Origin of the sequence: Azospirillum agricola (assembly GCF_017876095.1) — a bacterium.
Taxonomy (GTDB): Bacteria; Pseudomonadota; Alphaproteobacteria; order Azospirillales; family Azospirillaceae; genus Azospirillum; species Azospirillum agricola.
This window is the reverse complement of record NZ_JAGINM010000010.1, coordinates 13,193-24,838: the sequence shown is the minus strand read 5'-3', so window position 1 is coordinate 24,838 and position 11,646 is coordinate 13,193. Positions and strand designations below refer to the sequence as shown.

Sequence of the window (11,646 nt, the reverse complement as noted above, 5' to 3'; positions counted from 1 at the left end):
ACGCGGCGTAGTCTGTCCAGTCCCAGCCAGACGCCTCCGGTCGACAGCCAGGAACCGCCAGCCCTCCATGACCTGCGACGCCATCACCACCAGGACCGCCGCGCGCGGGCGCGAGACCACGGCGCTGCTGGTCCTGGCGCTCGCCTATTTCGTGGTCGGCGTCACCTCGCTCGCCGTGGTCGGGGTGCTGAAATCGCTGGGCGGCGACCTCGGCGTGTCGCCCGGGGCGACGGCCGGGCTCGTCACCGCCTTCGCGCTGTCCTTCGCCGTCGCGGCACCGCTGGCCCAGGCCTGGGCGACGCGCTGGCCGCTGCCGACGCTGCTCGGCGCCGGGCTGGTGCTGCTCGCCGGCGGGGCGGCGGCCACCGGGATGGCCGGCAGCTACGGCGAGGCGCTCGCCGCCCGCATCGCCAGCGGGGCCGCCGCCGCGCTGGTCGGCCCGTCCGCCTCGGCGATCGGGGCGGCGCTGGTGCCGGCGGAGCGGCGCGGGCGGGCGCTCGGCACCGTCTTCGGCGGCATGACGATGGCGACCGTGCTGGGGGTGCCGCTGGCGGCGTGGCTCGGCGCGCATCTGTCCTGGCGGACGGTGTTCCTGCTGGTCGCCGGACTGGGGCTGGCGACCGCAATCGCCGCGCGTTTCCTGGTGCCGGCTGGCGTCGGCGCCGGCCGCGCCCGCCTCGGGCTGGGCGACGTGGTGGCGCTGCTCGCCCGGCGCGGCGTCGGCTTCGGCATCCTGGCGAGCCAGTTGCAGATGCTGGCGCAGTTCGTCACCTACGCGCTGCTCGCCGCCTTCCTGGCCGAGCGCTTCGGCAGCGGCCCCGATCAGGTGTCGCTGGCGCTGCTGGTGTTCGGCGCCTCGGGCGTCGTCGGCAACGCGGTGGCCGGGCGCATGGCCGACGGGGTCGGGCCGGACCGCGTCATCCGGATCTCCTTCGCCGGGCTGGCGCTCGCCTTCGTGGCGCTGACGCTGGCGCCGAACTACCCGCTGGCGCTGGCGGCGATGGTCGTCTGGGCGGTCTTCTCGCTGATGCTGATGACCCCGCAGCAGAAGCGGCTGGTCGGCTTCGCCGGGGACCGCACGGCGGTGGCGCTCGGGCTGAACTCCTCGGCGATCTACATCGGGATGGCGGCCGGGTCGTCGCTGGGCGGGGCCGCCCACGCGGCGCTCGGCGCCGGCTGGCTGCCGGCCCTGTCGCTGGCGGTCACGCTGGCGGCGGCGGCCTCGGCCGAATGGGCGATCCGCGCGCCGCATCCGCGCGGCGCCTGATCACGGCATTTCTTGATTTCGCGTTTTCGACAGCGTTGGCAATGCCCGAAACGGGCGGGCGGGACCGAACCGGGCCCCGCACTGGGAGAGAGAGACCGTAAGCATGATCACCATCACCGTCAACGGACAGCCCCGGCAGGTCGACGTTCCCGACGACATGCCGCTTCTGTGGGTCCTGCGGGACGAACTCAACATGACCGGCACCAAGTTCGGCTGCGGCATCGCCCAGTGCGGCGCCTGCACCGTCCATGTCGACGGCGCGCCGACGCGGGCCTGCCAGACGCCGGTCGGCACGCTCGGCCCCGACGCCAGGATCACCACCATCGAGGGGGTCGCCACCGCCGAGGGGCCAGCCGGCAAGGCGGCGCAGGCCGTGCAGGCGGCGTGGCGGAAGCTGGACGTCGTCCAGTGCGGCTACTGCCAGTCGGGCCAGATCATGAGCGCCGTGGCGCTGCTCACCGACAACCAGAATCCCAGCGACGCGGACATCGACGCCGCGATGGACGGCAACGTCTGCCGCTGCGCCACCTACATCCGCATCCGGGCGGCCATCAAGGACGCCGCCCAGACCATGAGGGCCTGATCCATGCTGCATCATCTGATCCGTCAGGCCGCCGAAAACGGCTTCCAGAACACCACCGCCCTGCCGGAACTGGCCTTCCGCGCCGCGCCGTCCCGCCGCTCCTTCCTGAAGGCCGCCGGCATCGGCGGCGGCGCGCTGGTGCTGGGCGCCCATGTGCCGCTGCCGGCGCTCGCCGCCGGGCCCGCCCCCGCCGGCATCGTCGGCCCGGCCGACCCACGCCCGCAGCTCTTCGTCATCGTCGCCCCCGACAACACGGTGACGGTGCTGGCCAAGCATCTCGACAAGGGCCAGGGCATCGTCACCGGGCTGGCCACCATCGTGGCGGAGGAGCTGGACGCCGACTGGGCGCAGGTGCGCGGCGCCTTCGCCCCGGCCGACAGCAAGCTCTACGGCAACCACTTCTTCGGCATCCAGGGCACCGGCGGCTCGACCGCCGTCGCCAACAGCTGGGACGAGCTGCGCATGGCGGGTGCGGCCGCCCGCGCCATGCTGGTCGCCACCGCCGCCGCGCGCTGGACCGTGCCGGCGGGCGAGGTCACGGTCGCCAAGGGCGTCGTCAGCCACGCCAGATCCGGCCGCGGCTTCACCTTCGGCGAGCTCGCCACCGACGCCGCCAAGCTGCCGGTGCCGCAGAGCGTCGCGCTGAAGGATCCGAAGGATTACGTGCTGATCGGCCGGCCGGACCTGCACCGGCTCGACCACGTCAGCAAGACCGACGGCACCGCGATCTTCGCCATGGACATCCGCCGGCCGGGACAGGTGACGGCGGTGCTCGCCCGCTCGCCGCGCTTCGGCGGGACGGTGAAGAGCGTGGATGACGCCGCCGCCCGCGCCATCCCCGGCGTGCTCGAGGTGCTGACCCTGCCGGTCGGCGTGGCGGTGCTGGCGAAGAACACCTGGACCGCGATCAAGGGCCGCGAGGCCCTGAAGATCACCTGGGACGATTCCAAGGCCGAGACGCGCGGCACCGAGCGGATGCTCGCCGACTACCGCAAGCTGGCCGACACGGCGGGTGCGGTCGCCGCCAGCAAGGGCGACGCCGACAAGGCGTTCGCCGAAGCCGCGACGGTGGTCGAGGCGGAGTTCACCTTCCCCTACCTCGCCCACGCGCCGATGGAGCCGCTGAACGCCGTGGTGGCGCTGAACCCGGAGGGGGGCTGCACCATCTGGGCCGGCTCGCAGTTCCAGGGCGTCGAGCAGATGGTCGTCGCCCACATCCTGGGCTGCAAGCCCGAGCAGGTGAAGATCGAGACGCAATGGGCCGGCGGCAGCTTCGGCCGCCGCGCCACCACCACCGCCGACTACATCGCCGAGGCGGCGATCGTCGCCAAGGCCTACGGCAAGGCGCCGGTGCATCTGGTGTGGACCCGCGAGGACGACATCCAGGGCGGCCGCTACCGCCCGCTGTTCCTGCACCGGATCAAGGCGGCGGTGGACAAGGCGGGCACGCTGGTGGCGTGGCGCCAGCGCATCGTCGGCCAGAGCTTCATGGCCGGCACGCCGTTCGAGAAGGTCATGGTCAAGGACGGCGTCGACGCCACGATGGTCGAGGGCGCGTCGGACATGGCCTACGCCGTGCCGAACCTCGCGGTGGACGCCCACAGCCCGGCCTCGCCGGTGACGACCCTGTGGTGGCGCTCGGTCGGCCACACCCACACCGCCTACGCCAAGGAGGTGATGATCGACCGGCTCGCCAAGGCGGCGGGCAAGGACCCGCTGGCCTTCCGGCTGGAGATGCTGAAGGACCATCCGCGTCTGGCCGGCGTGCTGAAACTGGCGGCGGAGAAGGCCGGCTGGGGCCAGCCGCTGGCCAAGGGCAGGGGGCGCGGCGTCGCCGTGCATGAGAGCTTCAACAGCTTCGTCGCCCACGTCGCCGAGGTGACGGTGGACGACAAGGGCCATGTGAAGGTGGACCGCGTCGTCGTCGCCATCGATTGCGGCCGGGTCATCAACCCCGACATCGTCAAGGCGCAGATGGAGGGCGGCACCGGCTGGGGCATCGGCCACGCGCTGCGCGGCGAGATCACCATGACGGACGGGATCGTCGACCAGAGCAACTTCGACAGCTTCCTGCCGATGCGGATGTCGGACATGCCGGCGGTCGAGGTCCACATCGTGCCGTCGCAGGAGCGCCCGACCGGCGCCGGCGAGCCCGGCGTGCCGACCTCCGCGCCGGCGGTCGCCAACGCGGTGTTCTCGGTGACCGGCCAGCCCCTGCAAAGCCTGCCCTTCAGCCGGGCGGGCCTGGTGTAGGCGCGGAGAGGCCGGGCGCCCGTCCCAGCACCGGTGCCCGCCTCTCCCCAGGCTTCGGAAACCAAAGCCGGCCGGCAGCCAGCCCGGCGTCGGCCGAGTCGACGGCGGCCCCCTTGAACGGGTGCTTCCATCCATCCATATACCATCCAGCCAGATGGTTTATGGATGGATGTGGTCATGAACGCCCTGCACGAGACACGGCCGAAAAGCGCCGACAGCGAAAAGATCACGATCAATCTCGGTTACGTCGATCTCGGCCACGTCGATCTCCTGGTCGAGGAAGGGTTCTATTCGAACCGCACCGACTTCATCCGCACCGCCATCCGCAACCAGATCGACCGGCACGCCGACGTCGTCCGGCAGGCGGTGACGCGCAAGAGCGTCGATCTCGGCCTGCGCCATTTCAGCCGCGCGGATCTGGAGACGGCGCGGGCGGCCGGGCAGATGCTCGACATCCGTGTCCTCGGCCTTGCCACCATCGCCCCGGACGTCACCCCGGAACTTGCCCGCGCCACCATCGCCTCCCTTGCCGTGCTGGGCGCGCTGCACGCCAGCCCCGCCGTCAAGGCGGCCCTGGCCGACCGCATCCGCTGACCCGCCCGTCCCCGCCCGCTCCCTTCAGGCCCGGAAAGACCGCCATGCTCCGCAAACTCCCCTCCGCCCTGGCCCCCGCCCTGGCCGAAATCGCCCGCCTGACCGGCGCCGGCAAGCTCGGCGAGGCCACCGCCCTCATCCAGCGCCATCTCCAGGGGGGCCTTCAGGGGGACGGCCTCCGGGACGACGGGCCGCCCGCCGGTCGGGCGGCTCCCGGCAGCCGCCAGCGGCGGACCGGCCTGGGCGACACCCTGCGGGATCTCGCCGCGCGCGCCCGGTCGGGCGGCTTCGGGCCGGCCGGAACGGAACCCGTGGTCTCCGTGCCGGACGGCGCCTCCTTCACGACCGGTTCCTACGGCGGCCCGGCCGGAACGCGCGGCTACAAGCTCTACATCCCGGCCAACCGCAGCGTGCAGCCGCTTCCGCTGATCGTCATGCTGCACGGCTGCACCCAGTCGCCCGACGATTTCGCCGCCGGCACCGGCATGAACGCGCTCGCCGAGGAGTTCGGCTGTCTCGTCGCCTACCCGGCGCAGCCCTCCTCCGCCAACCCCCAGAAATGCTGGAACTGGTTCCGGCCGGAGGACCAGCGCCGCGACCAGGGCGAGCCCTCGCTGCTCGCCGGAATCACCCGCCGGATCCTGCGCGATCACCCGGCCGACCCGACCCGCGTCTACATCGCCGGGCTTTCGGCCGGCGGAGCGGCGGCGGCCGTCATGGGCGCCGCCTATCCCGACCTCTACGCCGCCGTGGGCGTGCATTCCGGCCTGCCGGTCGGCATCGCCGCCGACGTGCCCTCGGCCTTCGCCGCGATGCGCCAGGGGGCGCCGGCCGCCCTGCCGCCGGTGAGGCCCACCCCGACCATCGTCTTCCACGGGGACCAGGACCGCACCGTCCATCCGAGCAACGGCGACGCGGTGGCGGCCCAGGTGACGGCCTCCGTGAGCGGCCTGCGCGTCACGGTGCAGGACGGCCGGACCGGCGACGGCCACGCCTACCGCCGGACCCTCCACAGCGACGCGGCCGACCGGATCCTGTGCGAACGGTGGACCGTGCTGGGCGGCGGGCACGCCTGGATGGGCGGCAGCCCGTCCGGTTCCCACACCGACCCCGGCGGGCCGGACGCCAGCCGGGAGATGCTGCGCTTCTTCCTGACGCACCGCTTGGGAGAGTCCGTTTCCTGAGAAGACCGGATCACCGGGGCATGGCCGGTGCTCGTCACACCCGTTCGATGATGGTGGCGATGCCCTGGCCGACGCCGACGCACATGGTGCAGAGCGCCCGGTTGAGCCGCGCCTCCTCCAGCTCGTGCATCGCGGTGAGGATCAGCCGCGCCCCCGACGCGCCGAGCGGGTGGCCGAGCGCGATGGCGCCGCCGTTGGGGTTCACCCGCGCCCCGTCGTCGGGCAGGCCGAGCTGCCGCAGCACGGCCAAGCCCTGGGCGGCGAAGGCCTCGTTCAGCTCCACCACGTCGAGGTCGGCGATGGTCAGCCCCTGGCGGTCGAGCAGCCTGCGCACCGCCGGCACCGGGCCGATGCCCATCACCCGCGGCGCCACCCCCGCCGTCGCCATCCCGGCCACCCGCGCCCGGGGCGTCAGGCCATGGCGCTTCACCGCCGCCTCCGACGCCAGCAGCAGCGCCACCGCCCCGTCGTTGACGCCGGACGCGTTGCCGGCGGTCACCGTGCCGCCCGGCTTGACCACCGGCTTCAGCGCGGCCAGCGCCTCCAGCGTCGTGTCGGGGCGGGGGTGCTCATCGGTGTCGATGATGGTGTCGCCCTTGCGGCCCTTGATCGTCACCGGAGCGATCTCGCGCCGGAAACGCCCGGCGGCGAGCGCCCGGCCGGCGCGCTGCTGGCTGCGCAGGGCGAAGGAATCCTGGTCGGCCCGGTCGATCCCGTACTCCTCCGCCACGTTCTCCGCCGTCTCCGGCATCGAATCGACGCCGTAGGCCGCCTTCATCGCCGGGTTGACGAAGCGCCAGCCGATGGTCGTGTCGAAGATCGCGGCGTTGCGCGAGAAGGCGCTGTCGGCCTTGCCCATCACGAAGGGGGCGCGGCTCATGCTCTCGACGCCGCCGGCCAGGATCAGGTCGGCCTGGCCGGACTGGATGGCGCGGGCGGCGATGCCGACGGCGTCCATGCCGGAGCCGCACAGCCGGTTGACGGTGGTGCCGGGCACCTCGACCGGCAGGCCGGCCAGCAGCGCCGCCATGCGGGCGACGTTGCGGTTGTCCTCGCCGGCCTGGTTGGCGCAGCCGAGGATCACCTCGTCCAGCGCCGCCCAATCGATCGCCGGGTTGCGCTCCATCAGGGCGCGGATCGGCACGGCGGCGAGATCGTCGGCGCGCACCGACGCCAGCGCCCCGCCGTAGCGGCCGAAGGGGGTGCGCAGGCCATCGCAGAGGTAGGCGGCGGTCATCACGAATCCTTTTCGTTCAGCAGGGCGACGCCCGCCAGCGCGCAGCGGCGGAGCAGGGGGGAGGCGCGGTAGCGGTCCTCGCCGTAGGTGCGGGCGAGGTTGTCCAGCGTGCGCAGCACCAGGGCCGGGCCAACCCGGTCGCCCCAGGCGAGCGGCCCGACCGGGTAGTTGACGCCCCTGGTCATGGCGAGGTCGATGGCCGGCCCGTCGGCCACCCCCTGGTTGAGCGCGTCGGCGGCCTCGTTGACCAGCATGGCGACGGTGCGGGCGGCGATCAGGCCGGGCACGTCGTCGATCAGGGCGACGCTCATCCCCAGCGCCTGGAACAGCCGGACGGCGACGGCGGTCGCGGCGGCGGAGGTCTGGCGGGCCGGGGCGATGGCGATGGTTCCCGCCTTCGCCCAGTCGAGCGCCCAGTCGAACAGCACGAGATCCCCGCCGCTCTCCGCCGCGCGCTCGGTGGCGAGCCGCCCGTCGGTCGGCGCCAGCGTGACGGTGCCGAGGCGCAGCAGGCCGGGGCCGGCGGTCTCCTCCACCGCGATGCCGGCGGCGCGGATGCGGTCGAGCAGCGAGGCGGCGAAGCCCAGCGATCCCGCCACCGTCACCGACGCGGGCAGCGGAACCGACGCGGCGGGCGCGAAGCCGGGATCGGCGGCGGCGGCGCCCGGCCGGTGGTCGTAGAAGCCGCGCCCGGACTTGCGGCCGAGCCAGCCGGCCTCGACCAGCTCGCGCTGGACCAGCGAGGGCTGGAAGCGCGGGTCCTTGTGGAAGGCATCCCACACCGAACGGGTGACGGCGTAGTTCACGTCGTGGCCGATCAGGTCCATCAACTCGCACGGGCCCATGCGGAAGCCGCCGCAGCCGCGCATCACCGCGTCGAGCGCCGCCGGTGTGGCGGCACCCTCGGCCAGCACGCGCAGCGCCTCGGCGTAGAAGGGGCGGGCGACGCGGTTGACGATGAAGCCGGGGGTCGAGCGGGCCAGCACCGGCACCTTGCCCCAGCCGGCGGCGGTGGCGAGCAGCCGGTCGGCGACGGCCGGATCGGTGGCGCGGCCGCGGACGATCTCGACCAGCGCCATCAGCGGGGCGGGGTTGAAGAAATGCAGGCCGGCCAGCCGCTCCGGACGGGACAGCGGCGCGCCGATGGATTCGATGGAGATGGAGGAGGTGTTGGTGGCGAGGATGCAGTCGGCCGACACCACGTTTTCCAGCGCGGTGAACAGCGCGCGCTTGGCCGTGAGATCCTCGATGATCGCCTCGACGACGAGGCCGGCTCCGGCCAGCGCTTCGAGCTTGTCGCCGGTGCGGATGCGGTCGAGGATGGCGCCGCGGCCCGCCTCGTCGAGGCTGCCCTTGGCGACCATCCGCGCGAGGTTGGCGGCGATGGCCTGCCGGCCGCGCTCGGCGGCGCCGGCGAAGCTGTCGAACAGCAGCACCGGGTGACCGGCGACCGCCGCCACCTGGGCGATGCCGCTCCCCATCGTGCCGGCCCCGACGACGGCCACGACCGTATCCTTCGGCAGGGCCTCGGCCCCGTTTCCCGCTTTGCCGCTCACTGGTGCCTCTCCACTTATTTTTCCTTTGAAAAGCCCCCTCCCCCGGGGGGGAGGGGGCTTTAAGCACGGTGTTGGGAAGGCACGCGGCGGCGGTGGGTGATCCGGCAACCACGCAACGGATCGCCCGCCGTCACCGCGGCCCCCGGCCCCGCCCCTCCCTCACCGGGATGGGCGGGGCCGGCGTCCGGTCACACCCGCAGCACGACCTTGCCGGTCACCTTGCCCTCGCGCACCAGACCGAGCGCCTGGGCGTAATCCTCGAAGGCGAAGGCCTTCATCACCTTCGGGCGGATGGATCCCGCAGTGTAGAGGTCGAACAGCTCGGTCTGCACGCGGCGCACCCAGTCGGGGGTGCGGTCGCGGTAGTCGCTCCATTGCAGGCCGCTGACGTGGATGTTCTTGACCAGCAGATAGTTGACCTTCACCTCGGGGATCGTGCCGCTGACGAAGCCGATCACCACCATGCGGCCCCGCCACGCCATCGACCGCAAGGCCGCCGTGAACGCCTCGCCGCCGACCGGGTCGAGCACCACGTCGACGCCGTGCCCGCCGGTGAGTTCCTTGATGCGGTCGCGCAGAGCGTTGCGCAGGTCGGGCATCGACAGGTCGACAATGTGGTCGGCGCCGCTCTCCCGCGCGATTGCACCCTGATCCGCGCCGATCACCCCGGCGATCACCGTGGCGCCGAGCCCCTTGGCGATCTGCACGGCGGCCAGACCGACGCCGCCGGCCGCCCCGTTGACCAGCACGGTCTCGCCCGTCCTGTACATCCCGCGCTCGACCAGCGCGAAGTGGGCGGTCTGGTAGGCGAGGCCCATCGCCGCCGCCTCGTCGAAGGACATGGCGTCCGGCAGCACGAAGCATTGGTCGGCCGGGACGGTGATCTCCTCGGCGTAGGCGCCGTATTCGAGCTGGCAGACCACGCGGTCGCCGGGCTTGCAGACCGTCACGTTGGCGCCGACCGCCAGCACCACGCCGGCCGCGTCCTTGCCGGGGCTGAAGGGCGGCTTGGCGAGAATCTGGTACTTGCCGCCGATGACCAGCAGGTCCGGGTAGTTCACGCCGATGGATTTGACCGAGACCAGAACCTCGTCCGGTCCGGCCTGCGGCGTCGGGCGCTCCTCGATGGCCATGCTGTCCGGCTCGCCAAACTGGCGGATGGTGATTGCTCTCATGGTCTCAATCCTTGGCGTCGAGCAGCCCGTTCGCCTCGCCCAGCGCCGGATAGCCGGCCTCGGCGGTGTCGGCGCGCAGGCTCGCGGCGAGCGGGGTGGGCAGGGCGGTGATGCTGCGGCCGTCGGGTCCCGCCAGACGGCGGGCGAACAGGCCGCGCTCCTGGAAATGCGGGTTGGCGAGCGCCTCCTCCATGCTGCTCATCACCGTGCAGCAGACGTCCTTGCCGGCGAAGGCGGCGCGCCAGTGGCCGGAGTCCTGGCCCGCGATCAGCCCGGCGACCGCCTGCCGGGTTGCGGCCGGATCCCTGGAATCGTCGCGGAACCCGTCGGGCAGCCCGATGATGGCGCAGAAGGCGGCCCAGAACTTGTCCTCCAGCGGGGCGGCGGCGAGGAAGCGGCCGTCGGCGGTGCGGTACATCTGGTAGCGCGGCGTGCCGCCGGTGACGAGGTCGCCGCCCGGCACCGGCCATTGCCCGGCGGCCAGCCCGTTGCCCATCGCCCAATAGAGGAAGGTGAACAGCCCGTCGGCCATGGCGATGTCGAGGTGGCAGCCCTTGCCGGTGCGGTTGCGCTCCAGCAGGGCCATCAGGATGTTGACCACCGCCGGGTAGGTGCCGCCGCCGACGTCGGCGACCAGCGCCGCCGGCAGCACGGGGGCGCCGTCGCCGCCGGCCGCCAGCGACAGCATGCCGGTCTCGGCGACGTAGTTCAGGTCGTGCCCGGCCTCGGCCGCCTTCGGCCCGCTCTGCCCGTAGCCGGTGATCGAGCAGTAGATCAGGCCGGGGTTGACCGCCGACAGCGCGTCATAACCCAGCCCCAGCCGGTCCATGACGCCGGGCCGGTACTGCTCGACGATCACGTCGGCGGAGCGGATCAGCGGCATCAACTGCTCCACCGCGCCCGGCGCCTTGAGGTCGAGCGCGATGGAGCGCTTGCCGCGGTTCAGCAGGCCGAAATTCACCGCGTCGGCGCCGAATTTCGGCTCGTAGCTGCGCATCTCGTCGCCGCGTCCGGGGCGCTCGATCTTGATGACCTCGGCGCCCGCCTCGACCAGCATCAGCGTGGCGAGCGGGCCGGGCAGCAGCGTGCTGAAATCCAGCACACGGATGCTGTCGAGCGGGCGCATCGCTTGGGGACGCATCACTTGAACCCCTTCCCGGCGCGGCGCTTGGCGACCACGGCGCGGCGGGCCGGGGCGTAGTCGGGGGTGCCGAGCGTCTCGAACAGGGCCGACGTGACGTCGTAATGATGCGCCAGCCCGGTGCGCTCCAGCAGGCTGATCGGCCCCTCGGGATAGCCGAGCCCGAGCCTCAGCGTCAGGTCGAGGTCGTCGGCCGTCGCCAGCTGCTCGTCGAGGCGGCGCAGGGAGGCGTTGTAGTAGGGACGGATCAGGCGGTCGATGATGCGGCCGGCGAAGTCGCCGCAGACCGCGACCTTCAGCCCGGCGCCTTCCAGCACCGCCCTGGCGGCGGCGATGGCGCTGTCCGGCGTGGCGGGCTGGCGGACCAATTCCACGAGGTCGGAGGGATTGCCGTCGCCCAGGCGGAAGCGGGCGAAACCCAGCACGTTGGAGCCCTCGGTTCCCCGGCTCTCGCCGGTGTGGGTGCCGAGGCTCTCGGTGCCGAGTTCGACCAGGATCGCGGCGCGCTCGGCGCGGGCGGTCACGTCGTTCAACGCGGAGCCGGCGTCGGCGCCGATCAGCACCACCACCTCGCCGGAGGCGGATGCCCCGTCGAGCAGCGCGTGGGCGGCGGGGAAGGAGCGGCTGTTTCCCGTGTCGATCAGTTGGTAGGACAT

At 72.8% G+C, this 11,646-nt stretch carries 10 protein-coding genes; 5 read left to right on the top strand and 5 right to left on the bottom strand.

The features are described from left to right. Nucleotides 1-67 precede the first annotated feature (67 nt). From J2847_RS16275 to J2847_RS16255, 5 genes are all read left to right on the top strand, one after another. A complete protein-coding gene (locus tag J2847_RS16275) occupies nt 68-1,267 on the top strand; it encodes an MFS transporter (protein WP_209779964.1) in 1,200 nt (399 codons plus the stop codon). 103 nt (nt 1,268-1,370) lie between these two features. Further along, the gene (locus J2847_RS16270) at nt 1,371-1,850 is read left to right on the top strand and encodes a (2Fe-2S)-binding protein (protein ID WP_209779963.1); all 480 of its coding nucleotides are present in this window, start codon (nt 1,371-1,373) and stop codon (nt 1,848-1,850) included. Nucleotides 1,851-1,853: 3 nt separating this feature from the next. Continuing rightward, the gene (locus J2847_RS16265) at nt 1,854-4,103 is read left to right on the top strand and encodes a xanthine dehydrogenase family protein molybdopterin-binding subunit (protein ID WP_209779962.1); all 2,250 of its coding nucleotides are present in this window, start codon (nt 1,854-1,856) and stop codon (nt 4,101-4,103) included. A 177-nt stretch (nt 4,104-4,280) separates the two neighbouring features. Beyond that, on the top strand, nt 4,281-4,697 hold the full coding sequence (locus J2847_RS16260) for a CopG family transcriptional regulator (protein WP_233474574.1): 417 nt from the start codon (nt 4,281-4,283) through the stop codon (nt 4,695-4,697). Nucleotides 4,698-4,741: 44 nt separating this feature from the next. Then, entirely contained in the window at nt 4,742-5,881 is a 1,140-nt protein-coding gene (locus J2847_RS16255; protein ID WP_209779960.1) for an extracellular catalytic domain type 1 short-chain-length polyhydroxyalkanoate depolymerase, read from the top strand. A gap of 34 nt (nt 5,882-5,915) precedes the next feature. Here J2847_RS16255 and pcaF read toward each other — a convergent pair whose 3' ends face one another. From pcaF to J2847_RS16230, 5 genes are all read right to left on the bottom strand, one after another. Further along, nucleotides 5,916-7,118 (bottom strand): 3-oxoadipyl-CoA thiolase, encoded by a 1,203-nt coding sequence (gene pcaF / locus J2847_RS16250; RefSeq protein ID WP_209779959.1) that lies wholly within the window; start codon nt 7,116-7,118, stop codon nt 5,916-5,918. Continuing rightward, nucleotides 7,118-8,674 (bottom strand): 3-hydroxyacyl-CoA dehydrogenase PaaH, encoded by a 1,557-nt coding sequence (paaH, locus tag J2847_RS16245; RefSeq protein WP_325169427.1) that lies wholly within the window; start codon nt 8,672-8,674, stop codon nt 7,118-7,120. Before paaH ends, pcaF begins: the two co-directional genes overlap by 1 nt. A 188-nt stretch (nt 8,675-8,862) precedes the next feature. Continuing rightward, nucleotides 8,863-9,849 carry an NADPH:quinone oxidoreductase family protein gene (locus J2847_RS16240; protein ID WP_209779958.1) on the bottom strand — a complete coding sequence of 329 codons (987 nt, stop codon included), beginning with the start codon at nt 9,847-9,849 and terminating at the stop codon, nt 8,863-8,865. A 4-nt stretch (nt 9,850-9,853) separates the two neighbouring features. Beyond that, entirely contained in the window at nt 9,854-10,990 is a 1,137-nt protein-coding gene (locus J2847_RS16235) for a CaiB/BaiF CoA transferase family protein (protein WP_233474583.1), read from the bottom strand. Beyond that, complete coding sequence (locus J2847_RS16230) at nt 10,990-11,646, bottom strand: 3-hydroxyacyl-CoA dehydrogenase family protein (protein ID WP_209779956.1); 657 nt, start codon at nt 11,644-11,646, stop codon at nt 10,990-10,992. Before J2847_RS16230 ends, J2847_RS16235 begins: the two co-directional genes overlap by 1 nt.

Coding starts and splice junctions, on each gene's coding strand:
- J2847_RS16275 (WP_209779964.1), top strand. CDS start 68: ATGACCTGCGACGCCATCACCACCAGGACCGCCGCGCGCGGGCGCGAG.
- J2847_RS16270 (WP_209779963.1), top strand. CDS start 1,371: ATGATCACCATCACCGTCAACGGACAGCCCCGGCAGGTCGACGTTCCC.
- J2847_RS16265 (WP_209779962.1), top strand. CDS start 1,854: ATGCTGCATCATCTGATCCGTCAGGCCGCCGAAAACGGCTTCCAGAAC.
- J2847_RS16260 (WP_233474574.1), top strand. CDS start 4,281: ATGAACGCCCTGCACGAGACACGGCCGAAAAGCGCCGACAGCGAAAAG.
- J2847_RS16255 (WP_209779960.1), top strand. CDS start 4,742: ATGCTCCGCAAACTCCCCTCCGCCCTGGCCCCCGCCCTGGCCGAAATC.
- pcaF (WP_209779959.1), bottom strand. CDS start 7,118: ATGACCGCCGCCTACCTCTGCGATGGCCTGCGCACCCCCTTCGGCCGC.
- J2847_RS16240 (WP_209779958.1), bottom strand. CDS start 9,849: ATGAGAGCAATCACCATCCGCCAGTTTGGCGAGCCGGACAGCATGGCC.
- J2847_RS16235 (WP_233474583.1), bottom strand. CDS start 10,990: ATGCGTCCCCAAGCGATGCGCCCGCTCGACAGCATCCGTGTGCTGGAT.
- J2847_RS16230 (WP_209779956.1), bottom strand. CDS start 11,646: ATGTCCTACCAACTGATCGACACGGGAAACAGCCGCTCCTTCCCCGCC.